Source organism: Alteromonas sp. 5NW40-0090, from assembly GCF_057552975.1.
In genome coordinates, this window is the sequence record NZ_BAAJLT010000004.1 from 45235 (window position 1) to 69122 (window position 23888).

General features: G+C 43.0%; 18 protein-coding genes. 6 read left to right on the forward strand and 12 right to left on the reverse strand.

The features are described from left to right. Position 1: 1 nt before the first annotated feature. Complete coding sequence (locus tag AC27KT_RS05915) at positions 2-1804, forward strand: DUF1223 domain-containing protein (RefSeq protein WP_487128238.1); 1803 nt, start codon at positions 2-4, stop codon at positions 1802-1804. A gap of 121 nt (positions 1805-1925) precedes the next feature. Next, positions 1926-2867 (forward strand): dienelactone hydrolase family protein, encoded by a 942-nt coding sequence (locus AC27KT_RS05920; protein WP_487128240.1) that lies wholly within the window; start codon positions 1926-1928, stop codon positions 2865-2867. Positions 2868-2905: 38 nt separating this feature from the next. On the opposite strand, the gene AC27KT_RS05925 is transcribed toward AC27KT_RS05920, so the two are convergent. From AC27KT_RS05925 to AC27KT_RS05935, 3 genes are read right to left on the reverse strand one after another with little or no spacing between them, the layout of a single operon-like run. Beyond that, on the reverse strand, positions 2906-5119 hold the full coding sequence (locus tag AC27KT_RS05925; protein WP_487128242.1) for a xanthine dehydrogenase family protein molybdopterin-binding subunit: 2214 nt from the start codon (positions 5117-5119) through the stop codon (positions 2906-2908). Continuing rightward, on the reverse strand, positions 5106-6131 hold the full coding sequence (locus AC27KT_RS05930) for an FAD binding domain-containing protein (protein WP_487128244.1): 1026 nt from the start codon (positions 6129-6131) through the stop codon (positions 5106-5108). The genes AC27KT_RS05925 and AC27KT_RS05930 overlap by 14 nt, the downstream gene beginning before the upstream one ends. Beyond that, positions 6131-6640, reverse strand: a complete 510-nt coding sequence (locus AC27KT_RS05935; RefSeq protein ID WP_487128246.1) for a (2Fe-2S)-binding protein — start codon at positions 6638-6640, stop codon at positions 6131-6133. The genes AC27KT_RS05930 and AC27KT_RS05935 overlap by 1 nt, the downstream gene beginning before the upstream one ends. 242 nt (positions 6641-6882) lie before the next feature. On the opposite strand from AC27KT_RS05935, the gene AC27KT_RS05940 reads away from it, so the two are divergent. Together AC27KT_RS05940 and gloA are read left to right on the forward strand one after the other, a co-directional pair. Beyond that, a complete protein-coding gene (locus AC27KT_RS05940; RefSeq protein ID WP_487128248.1) occupies positions 6883-7533 on the forward strand; it encodes a YehS family protein in 651 nt (216 codons plus the stop codon). A 170-nt stretch (positions 7534-7703) separates the two neighbouring features. Further along, the gene (gene gloA / locus AC27KT_RS05945) at positions 7704-8252 is read left to right on the forward strand and encodes a lactoylglutathione lyase (protein ID WP_487128250.1); all 549 of its coding nucleotides are present in this window, start codon (positions 7704-7706) and stop codon (positions 8250-8252) included. Positions 8253-8423: 171 nt separating this feature from the next. On the opposite strand, the gene AC27KT_RS05950 is transcribed toward gloA, so the two are convergent. The 8 genes from AC27KT_RS05950 to AC27KT_RS05985 form a co-directional block, all read right to left on the reverse strand. Beyond that, complete coding sequence (locus tag AC27KT_RS05950) at positions 8424-11879, reverse strand: DUF748 domain-containing protein (RefSeq protein WP_487128252.1); 3456 nt, start codon at positions 11877-11879, stop codon at positions 8424-8426. A gap of 145 nt (positions 11880-12024) precedes the next feature. Beyond that, positions 12025-12615, reverse strand: coding sequence for a DUF2780 domain-containing protein (locus tag AC27KT_RS05955; protein WP_487128254.1), 591 nt, complete (start codon positions 12613-12615; stop codon positions 12025-12027). A 227-nt stretch (positions 12616-12842) separates the two neighbouring features. Next, complete coding sequence (locus AC27KT_RS05960; protein ID WP_487128256.1) at positions 12843-14777, reverse strand: LTA synthase family protein; 1935 nt, start codon at positions 14775-14777, stop codon at positions 12843-12845. Between the two features lie 177 nt (positions 14778-14954). Then, positions 14955-16196: a M56 family metallopeptidase gene (locus AC27KT_RS05965; RefSeq protein ID WP_487128258.1), complete on the reverse strand. Its 1242-nt coding sequence runs from the start codon at positions 16194-16196 to the stop codon at positions 14955-14957. Continuing rightward, a complete protein-coding gene (locus AC27KT_RS05970) occupies positions 16189-16581 on the reverse strand; it encodes a BlaI/MecI/CopY family transcriptional regulator (RefSeq protein WP_487128260.1) in 393 nt (130 codons plus the stop codon). The genes AC27KT_RS05965 and AC27KT_RS05970 overlap by 8 nt, the downstream gene beginning before the upstream one ends. A 251-nt stretch (positions 16582-16832) precedes the next feature. Next, on the reverse strand, positions 16833-18818 hold the full coding sequence (locus tag AC27KT_RS05975) for a class I adenylate cyclase (RefSeq protein ID WP_487128262.1): 1986 nt from the start codon (positions 18816-18818) through the stop codon (positions 16833-16835). Positions 18819-18998: 180 nt separating this feature from the next. Continuing rightward, positions 18999-20366, reverse strand: coding sequence for a HAMP domain-containing sensor histidine kinase (locus tag AC27KT_RS05980; RefSeq protein ID WP_487128264.1), 1368 nt, complete (start codon positions 20364-20366; stop codon positions 18999-19001). 12 nt (positions 20367-20378) lie between these two features. Further along, a complete protein-coding gene (locus AC27KT_RS05985) occupies positions 20379-21092 on the reverse strand; it encodes a response regulator (RefSeq protein ID WP_487128266.1) in 714 nt (237 codons plus the stop codon). A 166-nt stretch (positions 21093-21258) separates the two neighbouring features. Here AC27KT_RS05985 and AC27KT_RS05990 point away from each other — a divergent pair, with 166 nt between their 5' ends. Continuing rightward, complete coding sequence (locus tag AC27KT_RS05990) at positions 21259-21708, forward strand: Spy/CpxP family protein refolding chaperone (protein WP_487128268.1); 450 nt, start codon at positions 21259-21261, stop codon at positions 21706-21708. 163 nt (positions 21709-21871) lie between these two features. Here the strand turns inward: AC27KT_RS05990 and AC27KT_RS05995 are convergent, their stop codons facing one another. Then, positions 21872-22468 (reverse strand): DUF4136 domain-containing protein, encoded by a 597-nt coding sequence (locus AC27KT_RS05995; RefSeq protein ID WP_487128270.1) that lies wholly within the window; start codon positions 22466-22468, stop codon positions 21872-21874. Positions 22469-22809: 341 nt separating this feature from the next. Here AC27KT_RS05995 and AC27KT_RS06000 point away from each other — a divergent pair, with 341 nt between their 5' ends. Then, the gene (locus AC27KT_RS06000; RefSeq protein WP_487128272.1) at positions 22810-23871 is read left to right on the forward strand and encodes an L-dopachrome tautomerase-related protein; all 1062 of its coding nucleotides are present in this window, start codon (positions 22810-22812) and stop codon (positions 23869-23871) included. The last annotated feature ends 17 nt before the right edge of the window (positions 23872-23888 follow it).

The window sequence follows — 23888 nt, forward strand, 5'->3', positions numbered from 1 at the left end:
CATGAAGCCTCGCCGATTTCCTCAATTTGGGAGTGTGTTAGCCATTATCTTGTCCATGCTGCTGTTGTATATTTTATCAGCTGCCAACAGTAGCCAAGCGTCTGAGGGCGGGTTAAATATCAACAGCGCTCAACCAATAGAGCTAGCGCAACTTAAGCAAGGCTATTACAAAGCAACACAAGATTGGGAATATGTACTTGAAAACTACGTAGATGAAGCGGGACGAACCGACTTCAAAGGATTAACTGAAGATATAGCGCCCCTTGAAAATGTCATTAATTTTATCAGTTTTGCTAGCCCTGACGTTACGCCTGAATTGTTTGACTCACCACAATCCGTGATGGCCTATTACATCAATAGCTATAATGCGTTAGCCATGTACGGGGTTATAGAAAAAGGTATTCCAGATGGCTTCACTAGTTTCTTTTCGCGGGCTGCTTTTTTCAAATTTCGCGATGTGGTGATTGGCGGTAAAGTTACCAATTTATATGATTTTGAAAACGATGTAATTAGACCGCTTAACGAGCCCAGGGCCCACTTTGCGCTTAACTGCATGGTAAAAGATTGCCCAAGGCTACCGCAAACGCCGTTTTATGCAGAAACCTTAGACGACACCCTTGGACAAGCCACCCGTGAGTTCTTCGGGAATAAGAAGCACTTTTACTTTGATGACAAACGCAAGCGCGTGTACGTTTCGGAAATCCTCGATTTTTATACTGAAGACTTTGTCGCTTCCGGAAAAGCAAAGGACTTACCTCAATACATTAACCAGTATCTAGCCGAACCTATTCCTAACAATTACAAGCTGCGGTTTATCGATTATGACTGGCGTATTAATGCACAACCGGAACACTCGAAGGTTTCAACATCTACAAATAGCGACGTGGATAATGCTTCAAGTCAATCCGCAAAGAACCCTATAGTTAAAGCTGCCCTTACTCTGCATTCTAATGAAAGCAAAACTGCAGGTTCAGCACTTGCTCCAGCGTCCGAATTAGCGCCGTTATCTAAGCTGTCATCTGGGCCGCTGCTAGAAACAGACGTAGCGACAGAGGTAGCAACAAATATAGCAACCAATGAATCAACAAACACGCCTTTTATACTTACCAGTACGCCCAACCAAACAATCGTCTTGGAACTTTATACATCCCAAGGTTGCAGCAGCTGTCCGCCTGCGGAAAAATGGATTTCAGGGTTTGTAGAGAGCGATAAATTATGGACAAAACTGGTTCCCATTAACTTTCACGTGGACTACTGGGATTATCTAGGCTGGAAGGATCCATTTGCTGACAGTACTTTTAGTAAACGGCAGCGAGATTATAAGCGTGTAGGCAAAGCAAACACCATTGCCACGCCAGGTTTTGCTTTAAATGGTCGTGCTTGGAATGGATGGTTTCGGGGGCAGTCGTTACCTAACCGAGTCGCCCCTCTGTCTGGCGAACTTCATGCTTCGGTTCAAAACAACATCATTGATGTGTCCTTCAACAATATCAACAGAAGTACATCGAACACGCTAGTTGTTCACGCTGCGTTACTTGGCTTTGGCATAGAAACCTCAGTTACGCGAGGAGAGAACACCGGGCGAAAGCTCACTCACGACTTTATAGTAGTCGATTATGAAAACGCATTATCGAGTAGCAACGGAGACAATGCTCAGCAATATGTGGCTACTCTGCCTTCGCCAAGTAATACTCATATAAGAGCCAAAAAACACGCCCTCGTTGTTTGGGTTTCTGACATCAACGACCCCTCGCCACTTCAAGTTGCAGCGTCTTGGTGGTTACAAGGTACTAAGTTTATGTGATGTAAGGGTTATCGCTTTGAAAATGAATTGCGCTTTGCTTTCTTGGCTACCACACGTAGAGTAGATGTTACCGACAATTTTCGGAGCACGGGGTTTGTGCTACCACATAAAGGTTAAACCGATGAAGCAAAATACCCCCCCAAAACCGCAAAAAACACCGCAAAAAACACCGCAAGAAGCATCGCTTAATATCCCTCAAGAGGCGTTTGATTGGTACGATGAATACGCCCACGGTGACATAGACCGTCGAACGTTTTTAACCAGGCTTGCTTCGCTTTCAGTTGCAGGTTTGACCGTGAGCGCTGTTGGTGGCGCACTGATCCCTGACTATGCCAAAGCAGAACAGGTTTCGTTTAACGACCCCGCAATTAAAGCGACTTACGAAGTTTTTTCTTCGCCCAAAGGCCATGGTGAAGGCGGCGGTTATTTAGTGCAGCCCACTAGTCTACCGGAATCTGGCGTTGCGCCTTGCGTTTTAGTGGTACACGAAAATCGCGGGCTTAACCCTTATATAAAAGACGTAGCCAGAAGGCTAGCTATGCAAGGCTATGTAGCGTTTGCTCCTGACGCGCTGTTTCCGTTAGGTGGCTACCCGGGAAATGATGACGATGGCCGTGCTATGCAAAAGAGCCTTGATAAGGACAAGATAGAACAAGATATGGTAGCGGCAGCACTGTGGTTAAAAGATCACGAAAAAACCACAGGCAAGCTTGGTGTAGTAGGTTTTTGCTTTGGTGGGTATATTGCTAATTTTCTAGCAGCCAGCATACCTGACAAGGTGGACGCTGCTGTTCCTTTCTACGGAACCCCAGCGAAACAGCCCTTAGTCGATCAAGTAAAAGGCCCTTTATTGATTCACTTTGCTGAAAACGATAAGCGAGTGAATGCTACATGGGAGGAATACAAAGTAGTATTAGAAAAAAATGCTGCTGAGTATGAGGCCTTTACTTACGCTAAAGCACAGCATGGATTTCACAACGATTCAACAAGTCGTTATAGTCCCAAAGATGCTGAATTAGCGTGGCGTCGAACGGTAGACTTTTTTGATAGCCATTTGAAATAGTAAAATGTGAAGCGGCCTTGTTAGGCCGCTTTCTTTGCTTAGTTTTTACCTGCGATTATTTTATCCATGGTAATGGGGAAGTCTCGTACTCTCACTTTGCATGCATCATAAATTGCGTTAGCGATGGCGGCGCCTGCTCCAGTAATGCCTAGTTCACCAATACCTTTTGCGCCCACTGGCGACGCGGCATAATCTGCCTCTTGTAAGAAATCCAGGCTAACTTCGGCAATGTCCCGATTGACTGCCACGTGATATTCACCAAAATCTGGATTTACAAAGCTTGCCGTGTCTCTATGGTGATGGATCCCTTCAGTAAGTGCGTTGCCAGCACCCCATACCATTCCCCCTTTTATTTGAGATGCAGCTGTTTTCATATTCAAGATTTGCCCCGCGCTGAACATACCGTATTGGCGAAGTAGCCTAACTTCACCCGTGTATTCATCTACCTCTACTTCCGCGAAATGAGCGCCACATGAATACTGCTCATCATCGCTGGTGTCATCTTCGGATACTTTACCGGTTGCTGATATGGGGAAGTCGCTGTCGGACATAAAGTTGGCGAGTAATACCGGACTACTTACTTCTTCATCACCATCTTGTGCAATCGAGACTAACTTTATTTGCCCATCTAAAATTTGTACTTCAGCTTGGCTAAGGGCTGGGGGAAGTGAGCTTTTAATATTCGCAATAAGCGCTTCACAGGCTTTTTTAACCGCCGAACCAGAGCTTGCTGCGCCAAATGAGCCACCTGAACCACATGAAGCAGGGTAGCGGCTATCACCGAGTTTTACTGTGACATTGTCTACCGACGTATTTAAAGTATCGGCGGCAATTTGTGTGAGAATTGTGTAGGTGCCTGTACCAATATCTGTCATATCAGTGCGAACCGTTACCTCACCGGTAGCACTCAATTCCACTTCAGCTGAACTTTCCACCAGCACATTCATACGCATAGCACTGGCTACGCCATGGCCGATTTGTTTACCCGGTATGGGCTGTGTTTTATGCTGCCACTTGAAGTTTTGCGCGCCTTGACGAAGGCACTCACCTAAGTTGTGGGTGGTAAATCGCGTGCCTTTCATAGGGTGAACTACCGGCAGATTTTTTATGCGAAATGTGAGCGGGTCGACACCAGCTTCGTGGGCAAGTTCATCAATGGCCGATTCAAAAGCAAGGGAGCCAATGGCGTCTCCAGGAGAACGGGTAGAGTCGATAAGCGGCAGGTCTACGTCTTTGACCCTATGCGTACTTTCAATAAACTGAGATTTATAGGTAACCCGTGCGCCGGCACCTGTTGCTTCGGCAAACTCATAGCCCTTGGCTTTTGGCATAGCGCTTTTGTGCTGTACGCTTAACAGTGCATGATCATCACCAGAAGCAAGGCTAATTTTCTGTATGCTGTGTCCTCTATGCGGGGTGTTATAAAAGACCTGTCGCCTGCTTAACACCACTTTTACAGCCCGCTCTAAATACCTAGCCCCTATACAAGCGAGTGTTGCATCGTAATGAAGACCTAGCTTAGAGCCAAACCCGCCACCTACAAAGGGGCTCTGCACTACGATGTCTGCTGCGTCCATTTCAAGGGTAATCGCAAGCGCCTCAACAGCCGTGGCTATAATCTGAACGCTACAATAGACCTCAAGCTTTCCATCTTTAAAGTCGGCAACCGTGGCATGAGGCTCCATAGCGGCAGAGATTTGGCTTGGTGTAGTATAAGTTTCGTTAATGCTTGCTTGGATATCACTTTGCTGCGGTTTATCACCGCTAGATGCATCTGCCTCAAACCCACCATCTAGCGACGCTGGCTTTTGCGTTGCATCATCGAATTCTGTCAGCAAATCTGGTATTTCACTGTCTATGGTGAAGGTTACTAGACTTGCGGCATAGCGTGCTTGCTCCAAAGTATCAGCAATAACTAGAGCGACCGGCGCACCGAAATGACGAATGTGAGGTTCGTTAAGTACGGCGCGACTTTGAGTAAACCGACTTTCATCCGCAGGCTTGCTAAATGGCTTAAGAGTACCTGCATTTTTATACGTGATGACTGCATGTACGCCTTCGACCTGTTCCGCTTGCTCTGTATTAAGGGATGTGATTTTACCTACGGCAGTATCACTTGATACAACCCAGCCTATCAAAGGAGTGCGATCGCTCATATGCTCCGCAGCGTACCTTGCTTGGCCTGACACCTTTGCTGAACCATCAACTCGACTAACTGGCGTCCCTACAGTTTTGGCATTATGCGTTGTCATATAAAGCTCCTTCATGTTCGGGGTGCTTTTCCTGATGTTCTGCTATCTCTAGAAGCACTTTTTCTAACGTCCTGCGCAATAGTTCTGGTTTAAAGTCATTACTGCCAAACGTTTTTGCTTCAGATAACTCAGCTTCCGCGGCTTGCGATATGACTTCTTGGGTTGGTTCCGCGCCTTCAAGAACACTGATTGCTTTTTGCGGATACCAAGGCTTGGTGCCCACACCACCAAAGGCGAGAGAAAGGTCTTTAATACGACCATCTTCAATTTTCAAACCAGCCGCAACAGAAACGAGAGCAAACGCATAGGAAGAACGGTCGCGTACTTTGTGATAGTACTGCGTGCCGTTTGCTTTTTTCATTATGCTGACATGGGTGATAAGTTCATCTTCGTCTAATTGGGTTTCTATGTGCGGCGTGTCGCCTGGCTCGCGGTAGAAATCTCGTAGCGCGATTTGACGCGTGTTGCCATCAGGTTGCTGCGTATGTACCTGTGCGTTAAGCGCAATCATGGCTACGGCCATGTCGGAAGGGTGTGTGGCGATACAGCTCTCGCTGGTGCCAAATATGGCATGAATTCTATTCATGCTGTCATATGCGCTGCAGCCAGTGCCTGGCTCTCGTTTATTACAGGCTTTTGTGGTGTCATAAAAGTAATAACAGCGGGTACGTTGTAGCAAATTGCCTGCAGTGGTTGCCCTATTTCTAAGTTGAACTGTTGCACCGCTTAATAAAGCTTGTGCAAGTAAAGACAGAGAGGGCTGGGTGTGAGCAAACTTCGCTAAGTCAGAATTAGTCACCATGGCGCCAATATAATAGTGATTGTCGTCTTCGCTGATCGTGTTAGCTTTATCCCATTTCGCAAGACTTACTAATGTTTTAGGCGTTTCTACCTGTAGTTTCATTAAGTCTATTAGGTTTGTACCTCCGGCCAAAAATCGTGACCTTGTGTTCAGGGGCAGGCTGCTCAACGGCTTTTCGCCGTTGTAATGATGAAGAGTGAATGGCTGCATTATTGTCTCTCCAAAGCAATAACATCGGTTATAGCATCCACAATATTAGGGTAGGCGCCGCAGCGGCATAGGTTACCGCTCATGCGTTCGCTGATATCTTCTTTCAATAAAGCTTTACTGTGACGAGTTTGACTATAAGTAACTGCGCTAGGGTCTTCATTTTTCATTTCCCTAAGTAGGGATACGCCCGAACATATTTGACCAGATGTGCAGTAGCCACACTGAAACGCATCACGCTCGATAAAAGCTTTTTGCAGCGGATGAAGACTTTCACCTTCACCGATGCCTTCAATAGTTGTGACTTCAGCGCCTTCTAACTGGAATGCAAACACTAAACATGCATTAATACGCTTGCCGTCAGCGATAACGGTACAAGCACCACATTGACCGTGGTCACAACCTTTTTTGGTGCCAAAAAGTGATAAATGCTGGTGGAGAAAATCTAACAAAGTAGTTCGTGGATCATCGGGAAGACTGACGTCTTTCCCATTGAGATTTAACGTTGCCATGGAAGTGTCCTTTTACCAATAAACTCAATTTCAGTACTCCAGAGAAATGAGCGTAACGAGATTTACAATATCGTTACGCCAAATACGTTAAATTGGTTTCATGATCTGTTAGTAGAAATTACGCAACTAACAGCCCACGATAGATGCGAATGGTCAAGTAGTGTAAAATCAAAAAAGCGCGATTTGCGCTACACTTTAATCCATACCAATTATTGGCTACTCCACTTTTCAGGCCCATTTTCATGATCCACAACGATGTTCTACGTCGCCTTCGTTATGCATTAGCTATCAACGATACCGCCGCCATAAGTATTTTTAAATTAGTTAACTACGACATGGAAATTGACTATTTACATGCCGTGATGAAGCGAGAGGGCGAGGAGGGTTATCTACCGTGTCGCGATAAGATTATTGCGCTGTTTTTAGATGGACTGATTGTTAAAAACCGTGGGCGTCAAGAAGGGCAAATGCCTCAAGAACTGGGGCCAAAAGAGCGACTAAGTAATAATGAAGTACTACGCAAAATCCGTATTGCGATGAGTTATAAAGATGACGATATGATAGCGGTGCTTAAATTAGCAGACTTTAGAATAAGTAAAGGTGAGCTGTCGGCGTTTTTTAGAAAGCCAGACCATCGCAACTTTAAACCTGCTGGCGATCAAGTGGTTCGCAATTTGTTGCAAGGTATGGTGAAAAAATACCGACCGGAGTCCACGCGACAAACTTCGCCTAAAAAATCAGATACCCCAAGCACTTCTGGTACTAAGCCAGGCTCATTTAATAAAGGCGCTAGCAAACAAAAAGAAGCGACTGGCAAAAACACCAATACTAAAGTGCCGCCGGTGAAAAAGAGTGATGCAGGTTCGGTTTGGGGAAAGCTCCCTAAAAAATAAAAGCGCTGTAAAAAATAGACGTTGTATAAAACGCATCTGAGGTAAAGCGCGTAAGAGGATAGACTAAGTGCTGTTGTGAAAAGAAAATTACCCCTCACTTCTATGCACTCGTTTTTAGGCAAAGCAAGATTGCCTTGCCTTAATTATCTATATCGCTAAGGACGACTATTATGAGCCGACATTTCGATAAGGCCGAAGGCCTGTATGAAGAGAAAGATGCCGCTACACAAGGTTTTGTGTTCAACCAAACTATGCTGCGCATTGCCGATCCCAAGCGTTCGCTAGATTTCTATACGCGAGTTATGGGAATGACGCTAATTAAGCGTCTAGATTTTGAAGAAATGAAGTTCAGCCTTTATTTTTTGGCGGCAGGTGATGATTTCTCTGATATATCTGACGATGTTGACGAACGTACTCAGCAAACTTTTGGTCGTCCGGCCATGTTAGAGTTAACCCACAATTGGGGCGATACACCAGAAGCGGTTGATTATCATAACGGAAATACAGAGCCAAAAGGTTTTGGGCACATTGGTTTTCATGTGCCTGATGCTGAAGCCGCATGTGCACGATTTGCATCACTAAACGTTCCTTTTCAGAAAGGGCTTAATGACGGTTCTATGAAAGGGATCGCATTTATCAAAGACCCAGACGGCTATTGGATTGAAATTTTCAACGCGTCTAATGTATCCGCAACTTGCGCGCCCCATTTGAAGAAGTAGGCGAGGCACGCACTACGGTACCATTTGCTAGCTGGGTTTTAAGTAGCAAGTAATATCAGTAGTCACTGTTTACAAAAAAGGGTAGCTTAACTGAATAAGCTACCCTTTTTTTGTTTAGTGACCTTATGGCTCCCTAAATTATCGGGTTTTATTTTCAAGCCAACCCGTTCATTACTTCGCCTCTAACGTTAATTCCACACCACTAAATTCGGTATGTAAGTCGTGCTGAGTATTTAGCAAGAATAAGCGATTCGCTTCAACTTCAGCTTCATTTGCCAAATAACCTTTCACCGCTTTACTGCGCGCGTCAGCCAGTTGAACTAAATCACTTTCTGGAATATCAATGTTGTTACGCAGTTTGTTGTATCGGGCAATGCTTAGTGCTCGGTTTACACTTTCTTCGTTAACGACTTCCTTATTGTTATCAGCACTCTTTTGGTTCTGTTCATTGTCTGAATTTGCGAGTTCAGGATAAAGCTGCGCCACCATGTTTTCGTATTCTTGATTAAGGTCAGGTGTAAACACCTCAACATAGTAGGATAAAAGCGCGTCGGCTAACGGGCCTTCCAGTGGGATACTACTGCCACTTATTGAGTCGCGCTGTACGCTGCCAAGGGTGTTGGAACTTTCATTTTCACTGCCAGCAAGAGATTTTTCGTTAGTACTAGCGTTGCCGGAAGGAGCAGATGAATCAGCATAGCCGCTTCTGGTTAAAAGTGTGGTGTTCAACTGACGTTGCGCTAGGGCACCTGCATCAGACATGGCGTTGACAGTACCTTCGATATTAACCCTAAGTCCTGGACGTTTTTTAAGTGCTTTGGCAAGGGTATTCAGTTTTTCTTGAGCGTCGGCATTTAGCGAATGCTCTCCAAAACCAAACTCAACGTTGTCGAGTTCATCGTTACTGCCAACCAGGTTCGCAAGTAGCGAAAACGGTGCAGTAACTGCCTTGGTAATAATATTGCCAATTGCATTGAGGATAATAGAGCCAAAGCTAAAATCTGGGCTGTCGATATCGCCAGACACATCCAAACCCAAATCGATAACGCCGTTTCTGTCTTCTAACAACGCAATAGCAAGGCCAAGCGGTAAGCTTAATGCCTGATCAGAGTTCGACTTTTTGCCCAACGTTAATTGGTCAATAACAACATGATTTTTACCTTCCAGTGCCTTACCGTTTAGTTTGTATTGCACAGCCAAAGACAGCAAACCTTTGTCAATGTAGTAGCCCATGTAGGTGCCTGAGTAGGGGTTAACTGAAGTCAATTCGGCGCCTCTGACTGAAAAATTTAAATCAAGGTCTATATCGTCTTTTAATGGGTGAATAGTGCCTGCTAGTTTGACCGGAGCATAGTTGTCTATCTTTCCGGTGATATCCACATTGGCCGGCGTAGCCGAGCGTGAGTCTATGCCTGTTACATTCCCATTTAGGCTTTCTATGGCCGATGCAAATTTTGGTGTTAATGAGTTATCAGCAAAATAGGCTTTACCGTTCTCAATTGATATGGTGTTAACGGCGATGGCCAATTCGTTGGCTTGTGAAGGCTCAGCTGTAGTGCCCACAGGCACGTTTGCGTTTGATGTGTTCGACGCGGTTGCGCTGCTATTTTCGCTGGAACTTTCACTGTTAGCGGACTTGTCTGATGAAGCGACAATCAGCTTACTCACATTGGTCTGTTTAGCTTCATCAATAATAAGTCGTGCAAATGGCGCTTGTAGGTGAATGTTGTCTACGCTTAGCTGGTTCGATGCGTGGTCAAATTCAATGTTGTCTACATTTAAGGACTGCCATTGTAGTAGGGGAGAGCTGGCGTCATCCAGTACGCTTAAATTATTAATGCTAGTACTAGCCTTAACGTTTAGTGAGTCTATATCGTCTTTATCAGCGGCGTTGTTAAATGCCCCATCAAACTCAACGTTTAAATTAAATAGCCCATCTTCAAGGGTCACATTTGCGTGGGGGGAAACGTACTGCTGGAACTGACTTAGCACCAGTTGCTCAATTGCTGCTTTGCCCTTTATGGTTTGCTCTGCAATAACTACGCTGCCGCTACTGTTTAGTGCACCTTTGGATGTGTCGCTAAACGTTTGTGGATTGGCAGAGATATGCAAACTTGTGGTGTAGGAAATGGGTTTAGAGAAGTTAGTGGTAACTTCGCCGCTTTCAATACTAATATTGCTGAGGCGGTAATAGGTGCCATCACTTACGCTGCGCTCTATTAGGTCTATGGTACCCTTATTAAATTCAAATTGTTGTAGCTCGACATACCACGCGGTGTCATGTGCTAGTTCATTTGTGCTGTCGGTTGCTACGTTGGAAACATCCTCATCTTCTGTTTCACTATTTCCTTCTTGCGCTGCGCTATTACCTATATGTGCTGCGCTGGGGTTAGCGTTAGCTGATGTAGCATCTGCTGCTGAGCTTTTTGGGGTAAACAGGCGCTGTAAATCAAGCCCTGACTCATCAAATAGGGCCGACACTCGAACGTTGTCGATGGCAACGCCAGCAATGCTTACTCGCTGTTCTAAACCGTTTACGTTTACATCGTGTATGGCAAACGAGGGTATGGCAAAAACCTCTTGCGAACTGTTAGCAGTACCTGTTGTGTTAGACGAAGAGCCAGTGTTAAACGCAAGGTTGTTAACAGCAAATTCGCCACGCTTTAGAATAAACTGGAAGGCTGTATCTTGTTCAAAAACTTCAGCATGTAAGCTTAAGTTAACCTTGCCGTCTACTAAATCTGCTTCTATCAAATCTTTCGAAAGCGACCATAGCGGCGTAAGCGCTACATCGTTTATCGTGATGTCTGTCGTTATTTTTAACGGAGATAGCTGAAACTCGCCATCAATTGCAATGTTACCTTTCTCTGCGGTCAGCAAGTTAAATTGATATTGGTTGAACGCTAACTTACCTTTTGACTGATCACTTTCACTTTTATCGCTTTTAGGGTTAGTATTTTTGTTGCCAACATTGCCTGAGCTGATCACAGCGTGAGTATCCAAATCTTGCAAGTCAACGCTCAGTTCTGGGTAATCAAGCAGGGTGTTGGTCACCTTGTCTTCAATAACCACTCGCCCTTCGTTAAGCGCAAAGTCACCTAACGTAATTCGGGGAATTTGTCCTTCGCTAGCATCTTCAGGCTCGGTGGGGGCATTCGTATTGCGCTTTTCTATGTGGGAGAGAATGTCAGAGAAGTTAAAGGTTTGTTCGTCATCATTTTCGTTTAAACGAGCAACAGAAATAAAAGGCTTGCTTATGGTCAGCGATTCAATGGCAGGAGTTAAGGTGAAAAGTGATTGCCAGAACCCAAGGTCTAGCGAAACGTGTTCTACGCTAAAAAAGCGGTTTTCTTGCTGCTGATCTGCTGGGTTACCTTCGCTTTCATTTGTAGAGTGAGTATTTGAGTAGATAACAAAATTAGTAACGTCTACTTTTAGCAAGAAAGGGTTGATTGAAATATCTTCAATAGCAGTTTCTCTTCCAATGTTTTCTTTCACTGCATCGGGTAACTTTGCTTTTAGCACCGCGGGTGTAACAACACCAATAAGAAGCGCATAAGTGAGATAGATGAGAACAAGATAAGTCGATAGTCGAAACCATTTTGGCTTCTCTGAAAACCAAGACATTGCGTTTTGCATAGGCGATTAGGCTGCATTTTTGAGTGTAAAAAGATAGGCAAGGGTTGCTACTTCACCATGCTGAATACCCCTGCGAAAACATTAAAGCGTATTAATTTGGGTAGTAGAAAAGAATTAATACGCTTTAGATAGGTTACAGAGCGGTTAACAAATTATCTAGACCAGATTTAAACAACGCCTGTGTTTCTTCATCTGCATTTACATTTAAATACGAGCTGATTTGCGTAACAAAGCTAGCAATCATGTCAGTTGATAGGCCTAGCGCTTCAAATTGTTGCTTTAGGTCGTTTACCGACTTAAGTGTAGAGCTGTATTCAGAGGCCTTATTAAGTAAACCCGATAGCGAAGAACTTGAGCTTGCTGCTGAATTACTGCTAAGAGCAGGCACATCTTCAAGAAGGCTATCAATACCTGGAATACTGCTTGCCAACTGGGCGTAATCGGCGCCTGAAAGGTTGCCTTGCACATAGTTCATAATAGAGGCGATGCCGCCTTCAGATTGAGTTTCAGAAACACTCAAATTGTCAGAGACTGTGCCTATTAAGCTGGCTAAATCAATACCTGAAGCTGCATTGGTTGCCATCTCAGTTAGGCTGGTTGAAGTTACTGTCGATTCCGCTTTTTTGTCGCCTAATAGGCCTTTAAGCTGATCAATATTGGCATTTGCGTTGGTCGTAAATAACGTAAGAGCGACTACTGCAGGTGCTAAAACGATACGGTTCATATTTGGTTTCCTTGTTATCTGCTTGCCTTTCAAAAAAATAAGCTACTTAAACTTCGTATGACGAGCAGAAAATAATAAGCACATCGGTAAATTCTACTTAAGTGAAACAATAATTACTGTTGATATTATGTAAAGAAGGTTTACTCTTGACCGAGATTAAATCCATAAACCCTAAAAATACTTGTTTATATCTCTTCTAGTTTTCGATGATAAGCGAGTGTTCATTTTTATTCTGTAAAAGCTGCTAGGGTTTTGAGTTGCAGATACTTCATTAGGTGTGAAGACTGCCCTATTGCTTCTACATCTTCTGAAGAGTCAATAGCACATGAAAAGCGTTTTTCATTAATACAGTCTTGGCCTTTAGTACACATTTTAGCATTTGGAAAACATTTTGTTTCCCCATAGATAAAACCATAGTTATTCATATTCATTAAAAATATTGGCCGTTTTTCATTACTAAAGTTGTTTCCTATCAGGGGACGCCCAAGAAAAGAGTTTTCCTCACGAATGTTTAAAAGTGAAAGCAGAGTGGGCGCAATATCCAAGTGACTTCTCGTTGTGTCTATATGGCGAGGCGATGATTTAGGTATATGAATAAGCATGGGGACTTTAAACAAGACTTCAAACTTGTCTTTATTAGAAACAATGTCTTTAGGATAGAAAGGGACACCGTGGTCACCCGTTATTACAATAATAGACTGACTGTAAAATGGTTTTTGTTTAAGACTACGCCAAAACTTTCCAAGAGCATCATCCGCATAATAAAGAGAGCGCTGATAATTACTGTAAATATCGTCGCCTAGTTCTTCTAGAGAAAGAGGGAACTTAAAACCTTTGTAATCCCAGTTAAATGGTTGGTGGTTTGAAAGAGTTAACACTTCAGCGAAAAAAGGGCCTGTTTGCTTTTCAAAATGATTCAACGCCGTATCGTAAAGGATGGGATCAGGGACACCCCATCCAATATCTTGAATATCGCTATATCCATTACTTTCAAACGATTCTTTTGAATAAATTTTGTCAAAGCCCAGTGACGGATGGAAGACTTCTCTATTGTAAAACTCTTTTGTATTACCATGAAACCAAGTTGTCGTATAACCGTGTTTTTTTAAGATGTGGGGTAAACATTTTCCACGATAGACACCTTCAGAACGCGCAAATGGTGTTAAAAGGTTGCTATCTATAGAGCTACACAGAATCGCTTGCTCAGACTTTATAGTTGCTCTAGAAGTAGCATAGCTATTGGTAAACCAGAATGACTCGCTCGCAATCTCAAGAAGGTTCGGGGTTACTTTTTTAGACAACTCCTTGAATCGAGAACTCTCTAATACAATGAGAATTACATTCTTCTTGTTGGGCGCTTCATGCCCCATTTGAAAAGAAGGATAAAAAGCTAGCGGATTAACACTACTACTTTTATGTTCAAGCCCTGGATAATCTAATACAAGTCGTTCAAAGTTCTGAGGCTCGTATTCTTCTGGCAATGCCACAAGTGTATTCTTTCTGAGCGCCTTCGCGATTATTCTGGCTTTATTCTCTGCAGCCTTACCCTCAGATATTGGTGCAAACCTTAACGCTAAGGGAGTACTTCTGAAAAAGAACATAAGGGGGTTTTCAAGCTTAACTTCTCTCTTTTCATCACTAACTAAGTTTAGCAATTCGATAGTATCATTTCGTGTTGTATGAATGTTGAGTAAAAGAAGTCCAACAGAAAACGGTAGAAGGAAAGCTAATGCGCCTCCTTTCCATGAAAAACGCGGCAACTTCTGAAATATTGTCTTATGAAGGAATACTCCTGTTACAAAGACTATAAGTGCAAAAATTAATGCAGGTCGACTGTTGAAGTTCTTAACCGCCAGAAACAGTTCTCGATAAAGTTTGAGAGATTCAAAGCTGATGTAGAGCCCATAAAAATCGAGGTACTCTCTAGATATCGATGAGAAAATTACCAGGCTTGTAAGCGCGAAAACTACAAAAGTTGTAAATATAAAACTCTTGAAATAACTAAAAATCACGAATAAGCAAAATAAAAAACAGCAGAGTGCTAACGTATCGATTTGAAAATAAATGTCGCTGTCTAAATAAAATCCAAATAAAGAAAATATAAAAAGGGGGACTAGGCTTAAGCTGGCAATTAAATAAAGTGTTGCTCTAGAGGTTTGCATTTAGAGCTTCCGTACTCTTTAACATATTATAATTTAAAAATGATACATTTTTGATTAATAGTATCAAAGTATTAATAAGTATAAGTTTTCATAACGGCGGATTTGGAGTTTAGTCAGTTAGACAAAACACTAAAAGGAGCGGTGCGCTCCTTTTAATGTTCTGATTGGATTTTTGATTTATTTACTCTGTTTGGGTGGAATGATTATCCGCTCTACTTCAGGGGATGCGTTCTTTTCAACACTCGCTGTATCAAGAGAAGCGCCAAGTTGATAGTCTAATTGCACCAGAAGGTCAGTTTGTCTCACGCCTTTTCCTCCTTGGATACGAGGCTTATATACCCATTGTTTCAGGGCAACTATTGCACTTTTATCAAACACGCCAGCAGGTACCGATTTTACAATTTCTACATTATCTGTAGCACCCGTTTCTGTAATATCGAAAGAAAGCACAACGAAGCCTTCTACATTTTCTTGCGCTGCTTTTTCTGGGTAAGTTGGTGGAACGCGTTTAACCGGTGATGCTTCGTTAACTTTAGCTTCAGATTTTGTCTCTGCGACTGGAGCATTTGCTAAGGCGGTGTTAATAGTGAGCAGAGCGGCAACAGAAAGTACGCCAGCTGCGAGTGCTTTATTAGCACTTGCAGGTTGTTTTATTGCATTTAAACGTTTGATCATAGTCCTTTTTTCTCCAAAGGTTGGGTAAAGCCCTAGTGAACGGTGCAGGGCGTTTGAACTATGCTCGGCACACTGCACGAGTGCTTTTGCATAGGTAAGTTTTTCGTTGTCGGTTTTGTCTTTGAGTACAGCGTGATCGCAAGCCAGTTCTTGATTAATTCGGAAGGATTTTAGTGCTAGCCAAACCAGTGGGTTGAACCAAAATACAATTGCGATAATCAGCGCTGACATATTCCACAGGTGGTCGTGATGTTTGCGATGAATGTTCTCATGTTCTAATACCAGCGCTTGTTGCTTAGTTGAAAATACACTTTTAAACGAGAAAGGAATAAGCACCTTAGGTGAGATAAAGCCAAATAGCATGGGTGTGGTAGCTTTATTGGAATAGTAGGCATTAGTATGGATAGCGCGTTGTTTTCCTATCGATGCCCAAATCTTTATGTGATGCATTAGTACGTAGGCTGTGATTACGCTTGCACCAGTTAGCCAAATAAATAAAACGGTTTCGAATTCAGCGGTGTCTATTGTTGGCTTAACGCCAACCACGTAGCGAGTAAAGCTATTCGATGGCATGCTAACCAGCGACATAGGAAGGTTATTGACTATTAGGCATCCTGGAATTAATGCCCATAACTTATAGGTAAGTGAAGCCCCAATTTTATTGGTGAAAAAGTGCTCGCACACCATGAGCAAAACAAGCACTAGCGACAAAATACCTTGCTGAGCAACAATCCAATCAATCATTGTTTTCTTCCCATTCTTTGATAAGCGCTTTCAGCTCGTTTATGTCTTGTTTCGTCAGCGAGTTCTGATTAGCAAAACCTGCGACCATAGGCGTTATTTTTCCTTTAAATAAACGACTAACAAAGCTAGCTGTTTCTTTTTTTGTATAGTCTTCTCGCGCAATCAGCGGGTAATAAAGGTACTGACGTTGCTGTTTTTCAAACCCCAATACTTCTTTTTTCACCAAGCGGCCTAATAGTGTTTTTACGGTTTTTTCGTGCCAGTCTTTCTTATCATTTAAGCGTGAAATAACTTCATTTGATGTTGCTGGGTGGTCGTCCCACAGCACGTCCAGTACTTCAAATTCAGCGTTAGAAATTTCGGGTTTGTCTGACATTTTGCTCATAGGAACGAAACCTACTTTTATTGATTACAGTTGTAGTCGATGCATTTAGATTACACTTGTAATTCTATAGTGCAAGCATTTTTTGGGTGTTTTTAAACCAAAAAGCTTTTTTATATCTTAAATGAAGAAGGGAATGGTTTAATGTATTCAGCGATCAACGTCGCCCAAAAGCGCAAATTAAAAGTATGAAATTGAAAGCGTGGTTCATGCATTTTCATTTGAAAGAAAGAGCAAGAGCAGTGCCGGCCCTTTTAATATAGGACATTGAAGTTAAGGTCTGTTGATTCCAAGAACTCACCCAAAATGCGAGTTTGTTGATTCCCCCTTGGCACCATGACATAGCACGCTGGCTGAGGGATGACTTCTTGTAATTCATACCACAATGTATCCAGTATTTCGTTACCGAATTTTAAAAACGTTTCGCCCCAAGATGTTTTGTAGATAATAGCAACATCTTCAACCGTGGCTTTTTGGCGTAAGGTAGGAAAATTCACGATCGCAAAACATGCGGTTATACGCTCCGGCGCAAGTAAATCGTTACGAGGTAGCGACGAGACTTTAACCGGTGGAAAGTACTTGCACAAGTGTTTGAGAAGGTCGTTAAGGTCTAGCTCGCTTACTTCGCCATAGTTGTAATCTAGATAAACTTCGCTGTTGGTATCAATTATCTTACTTGAAACCAACCATACCATTAACGCAATCGCGCTAGAAGCTTGGGATATTTTCTGGGCTTCATCAATGATGCCTGATTTACTTAATAAGTCACCTGCATAGGCCGACCATACCTCGGTACCGTTTTTTAGCTGGCGCATAGCAATAGTGATTTTCTCGCAGTACAGACTCTCGTCGAATGCACGACGTAGAAACTCAATTTTAGCTTCTTTTTTAGCGTAATAGGTACTTAAGCGCCTACCCAAAACTGTCATGTCTTTCTCATCCATCACTTGTTGGTAGTGGCCGAGTTCTTTAGAAATGCGTCTATAGCATTTTAAGAGGAAACTGTGAACCCGACGACTAAGTTGTACGCGTTCGCTAAACGTCCAATCTTGCTGGTTGTCCAAATGAAGGATTTGTTTTCTGCCCCACCCCCATTGCCTGGCGTAAGAGGCTAAAATTCTACGTTTAAAGTTTGGCTTTTCTCCTTCGAAAAGGGATTGACTTAACGGGCAAGCACATTTTAAGTACAAACATTGCTGAAGGACTTCTATGTCTTCAGGCTGACCGTTAACTTTGTAGTGGGTGATAAGTTCGTCGAACATCAATGCGTAAGGGTCGATATCTGATACATGGCCCGGCGCTTCAGCACCGCGATGCACATGCTTTTTTAGCAAGTTACATAGAGGCTGACCATGAGAAATATTGGCCAAGTACACTTCAAGTTTTGCCATTTTTAAAACGGACTTAAAGGGGGAGTCCATGGCTTTCCCCAATTGCCAAATGGCTGCACCAAACAATTCACTGGCATCAAGCTTTTCTAAATGACCTAAGTCCATAAACCAATCAAGATCGGGTGAGCCGCCTTTTTCCAGACTGTTATAAATAGCTTGGTACTGATTCTCATTGGTTTTTTCTGGCGTAAGCCACCAAAAAGGGGCTTTGCCCGCTACAACGATATTGGTGTTATAAAATTCGGCTTTTAAAAACAATGCTTGTGCTGAGCCGGCGCTTTCACCCTCGGCGACACCGAAGTCGTTTTGCTTTACTTTATCTATTTCAGAAAGAAAAAAATGTACTTCAATTCCAAAGATATTGTCCGCCCATTTTTCAATGGCGGTAAGCTTCTGTTGAAGTAAGGAAAGTTCTACCTCTGAAAATCGTTTGCCATCGATGCACACCCAGTAATCAAAATCCGAGTCATCGGTTTGTGCAATAGTACCCACACTGCCCATGAGAACCAGTGATTCTATGGCTCGTTGCCTTGGCCAGATTTGTTTAATATCCGCAAAAAGGTGACTCTCCGCGGGAAAACACCTTAAAAGCGCTTTTTCTATATCAGACCTAAAAGAGTAGTTATTGATGCCAAATGGAACAGTCTCACCCGAAGAAAGTGGGCCTATATAGCCTGGAAGTGCTTCGTGATTAACGTGTACAAGGAAAGGGAACACGTGAAAAAGCGGCTTGTGCTTTTCAGGCATGAGCGTAAGCGCTCGTTCGATACGGGCTTTGTTATACCTTAATACACGCAATAACCTAATGGTAAGGTTTTGCTGAACGGAAAGAGGCTGCTGCGCTGCCATTATGTCAATCTACACTTCTTCATACCGCCAAGCATAACGCTAATTCGCATCGACTTCCTCTATTTTCGGCAACAACACAAGCTATGTCGTTTTAGTAATGTTTTATATAAAAGCGATGTTTAGTGTACGAAAGAATACTTTTCTTTATTGATGCCAGTAGTATGAGCCTGCAAACAACATTTATAGATGTGTCGGCGCGTTTTTAGGCAGCGTAATTTTGACACGAAGACCACCTTCTGCAGGGCTTTGCATTGCAAGTGTTCCAGCGTGCTTTTCTACTGCTTTTAGCGCAATAGTTAAGCCTAGACCAAAGCCTTCAGTATGCATTTGGTTTCCGGCTCGATAAAAAGGCTGCATTAACTTTTCAATCTCAGCGTTGTCTACGCCAATACCCTTATCCTTAACAACAATGACAACGCTATTAGCATTAAAAGTAACGTCTATAGCAACAGGTTGGCCTTTATCCGAGTACTTGCAAGCGTTACCCACTATGTTGTCTAATGCTTGATGCAAAGCTTCAGGAAAGCCATTAATAATAGTCTCGTCTATAGGTGATTGGTTGAACGTTAATGTGGTAGGAATACCCGGGTAGTTTACTGCCATGTCGTCTAATACACGGTTACATAACGCAATAATGTCACATGGCTCAGCTTTCTTAGGCGTCTGTTCCAATGTCGAAAAGTTTAAAATTTGCTGAATGAGCTGATCCATTCGTTGGCAGTCATTATGTATTTGCAGTACGTGTTTGTTTTCAGGTTGATGCTGTTCGATGATTGCAGCAGATGCCTGAAGCCGTGCAAGAGGGGCTCGCAACTCATGAGATACGTCATGTAATAATCTTTGTTGGGCACCTATCGCATCAGCGGTTTTGCTAACCATAAAGTTAATATCGGCTGCGAGGTCGCTCAACTCGTCGCCACGAGTAAGAAGTTGAGAGGGGACTGGTGTCGCGGTCTGGTCGTTGGCGTATTTTCGGCTAAAAGCCCCTAAATATTTAATAGGTTTAACGATGCTCCAGCTAAGCAGAGCACTCACCAGTGTCGAGGCTAAAAATATAAAAACAAACTGTATAGACTGAAAGCGACTAAGCACTTGTTTGTAAATTCGAGGCGTTTGCGGTTGCCTAAATTGAGCGACATAGCGGTTGTTTGATGGCCCGTATATTTCACGTGTGATCCTGTGCTCTTCAGGCACTTTGTTCAGTCGATAGTGATAAACGACTTCGTTATCAGGCGTTGAAATAAGCATGGGGATTAGCTGGTTTTCTCGCCCATTTCGCCTTTTGACCCATTCTTTAATCTCACTTCTAGCTCTACCGTTTGTGAACGCTTCGTGCTCGTATCGCCATACAATCCTTTCAGCCTGATTCGTCGCATCATCAAGAAAACGCTTGTTGTAGCTACTTGCAGTATACTCGTTAACTAATACGTAACCGGTAGCCGCCATTACCGCTAGGCTGGCTACCCAAAAAGCAACAAAAATTCGCCAGAATAAGCGCTTGAAACCCAAGTTAGTTTTTATATCTGTCCATTTAACGTTACTGACCATTGCCTTTGTCTTTTATTCCGATTGCTGAGGAGCAGTTAGCATTTGATACCCAACGCCGCGAACAGACTGAATGACGTTGGAAACACCGACTGCTGTCAGCTTTTGACGAATTCGGCTTATATGTACATCCATCGCTCTGTCATAAGCTTCTAATGGACGTTTTAATACTTCCTGCGTCATTTCTTGCTTCGATATAGTTTGTCCTACACGCTCCATGAGATAGCTAAGAGCATTGAATTCAGCGCCAGTTAGCGCAAGAGGTTTGCCATTAACTGTTGCTTGCCGTGCACCTAGATCCAGGTATATACCATGCAATTCACTTAGCGAAGCGGAGGGCGAGGCCTTCAGGTATTGTGTTCTTCGTATGATGGCGCGGATACGAGCGCCAAGCTCTCTTGGATTACAAGGCTTAGGAAGGTAATCATCAGCACCAAGTTCAAGTCCCACAATGCGGTCTATGTCATCGCCACGACCTGTTAGCATTAGAATTGGGGTTTGTTTTTCGGCTCTTACCGATTTCAGTACATCAAGCCCCGATATGCCAGGCATCATGATGTCAAGCACAACAGTGTCGTACTTCTCGGTGTTTAGTAGTGTTTTTATTGCTTCATCGCCGCTGTAAATGGCATCTACACTGAAGCCGTCCCCTTCTAAAAACTCTTGGAGTAGGGCGCATAGGTCTTTGTCATCATCGACGAGCAACACATTGATTTTTTCATTTTTCATGCCCGAATATTACCCCTATTCACTGCGGTATTTTTTAACTTTACCCAACTTTACACTAGCTTAACCCTACTTATCGATTGATTCACGCATACTTAATTCCGTTGATGAAACAACATTATTTTTAAACGTCATGCATAACCATGACAAAACAAGTAGGAAGATTAAGATGAAAAAATTAATTACCGGTGTTTTATTAAGTGCATGTATCGCAACCACTGCTTATGCAGGTGGTAAAAATTCTGATGAGCGCAGAGGTGGAGACTTCTTACCTTTGCATAAAATGGAAAGAGTACTCGACTTAACTGAAGAGCAAAAAGTGCAATTTCAAGCGCTAAGAGATGAGCTTAAAGCTGAGCATCAGGCTAAAAGAGCGGAAATGGTCGAGGAAGGTAAGCGCCATAAAGTTAATGCGTTAGCGGGGTTAAACCCTGACGACCCTGACTATCAAGCGAAAGTGGAAGTCATTGCAGATCAAAAAGCTGAAAAAGCCAAAGCTCGCTTTCTTAAACGTGCAGAACTTCGCATGAAAGTAGCGGAAATCCTAACCGATGAACAGCTTGAAAAGTTTGATAACATGAAAAAGAAGCGCGGAAAAAAGCAGCGTCAGCATAGCTAATTTAAACCGTATTTATAAAATAAAAAGACCCCCAGTAATTGGATAGTCCAACTATTGGGGGTCACTTCACAAAGGCGCTTTTTTGTGAACGGCCAGATTAAATGTTACATCGGCCGTCTGGAAGTATGCAATTACGCCTATCGAGCTTCGATATTTGTACTTGCTAGTTCTGAGCTTCGCTTGTTGGATACTGTTCTAGCAATGCTGTAACTAATTCATCGAGTTTCTTTTGAATGCTTATGCTGTCTTTAGATTCAAGCTCAACACTACCTGAAGCGCTATAGATAAACCTACCATCTTTCACTATATCTATTTGAAGCCCCTGCTGTAGAGACGTTTGCTCTCCCACAGGTATGCTAAAGATACTGCCGAGTGAAATGCCGCCGGAGCGCCCAAACGTTCCTGTACCTAATCCCAAATTTAATGTGGTTCCATCTTCTTTTGTGGTCGTTGAAGGAAGATAACCTACTGAAACATCAGCCTCGTCTTCTGCCGTTGGTGTTAACCCTTTGGTAATTAATCGCTGTGTGATGGTTGAAGACAAATGGTTGGCGAGGGTTTCGTTGATGGGGTTTAACGGCGCTTGAATGTAAAAGGTTTTAATGTCAGCAAAGTTTTGCGAGTCGTCAACGCTCACTTGGGGTTTGCTGCTGCACCCAGCGACGAGTACTGCGCAAAATAAAAAGAATAATCCTGATTTCAAACGAGATATACCCTTAACAAAGCGGGTATCGAAATTCCTTGAAGTACGTATTCGCATAATAAGTTCACTGTAAATTGTTGCTATCAAGAGAATACTCTGTCAGCAAAAAGGTTCAACTAATCTTATCTTAAACGAGAACACAGCCTTCTTTAGATCTACTTATATCGTTATTTACAAAGTTGACAGCAGAAAGGTCGCTGAAACGTTACAACTAGCGCGTTAATCGTTCACTCGTATAGATGGGACGTCAAACGGTGTTCCTACTGAGGGGGTATACCGTATGATTTAGTGCTGTCTGTTTAATCTCAATGATCGTAGTGGCACCCAAAGCTCTGTAATTTGGATTACAGAAAACACGTTCGGCAATGTTTATGTTAAACAATTAAGGGAAAAAGGACATGAATAGTAAGCGAGTAAAATCCACGGTAACGGCAGCTGTTCTAACAGCGTTTTTTTCGGTCAACGCATTTGCACAGTCCGCTCTGGACTCTGAGGTCGAATTAATTGGCGAAATAAAAGGCACACAAATTACCGGTGTAACTGTCAGTAATGATGGGCGAGTATTTGTAAATGCGCCCAACTGGCGTGACGGTGTAGGTTTTTCTGTCGCTCAAATAACCGATACCGGTGAGTTTGTTGCCTACCCCAATAGAAAAACAAATGAGTGTGTAGCGCAAAGTAAAGTAAGAAAAGATTGCTTTTTAGCCGTTCAGTCAGTGGTTGCCCATAACGATAAACTGTATGTGTTGGATACCCGCAATCCTAAGTTTCAAGGTGTAGTGGATGCACCTCGCTTGTTTGTGGTTGATTTGGCCTCAAATGAAATCGAAGGTACCTTACTCCTTAGCGAAGACGCTTATCACACTGATTCGTACATTAATGACTTGCGAGTAGATGAAAAAACGAATCGCATATATATGACCGACTCGGCTCATGCGGGTTTAGTTGTATATAACCTAGATGACAATACTAGCTATCGCATTTTAGATAATCATGAAACTACAAAAGCGGAAGTAGAGTCGTTAAGTATTAAAGGTAAGCCCTTCAGCATGACCGTTCAATCAGACGGCATCGCGTTAGATACGTTGAACGACACATTATATTTCCATGCTTTGTCAGGTTATTCACTATATGCCATTAATACCTCTGATATAAAGAAAGCAACGAATGAGGAAGTGGCTAAAAAAGTGCGAAAAGTCGCTACAACAGGTGCGCCAGATGGCATGATTTATCACGAAGGCAATGTCTATTTAGCTGACCTGGAAAAGCAAGAGGTGCAGTACCTTACACCGAGTCTCGACGTTCGCACACTTGTAAAAGGCGATGTGGTGAGCTGGGCTGATACCTTTAGTATTTATAACAATGAACTTTACTATACGAACAGCAAAATCCAAGATGCGGGCAGCGATGTAAGTGATATGACGTTCGAAGTATATAAAACAGCGCTACCTGCACGTTAAAGCACGAGAAATAATTG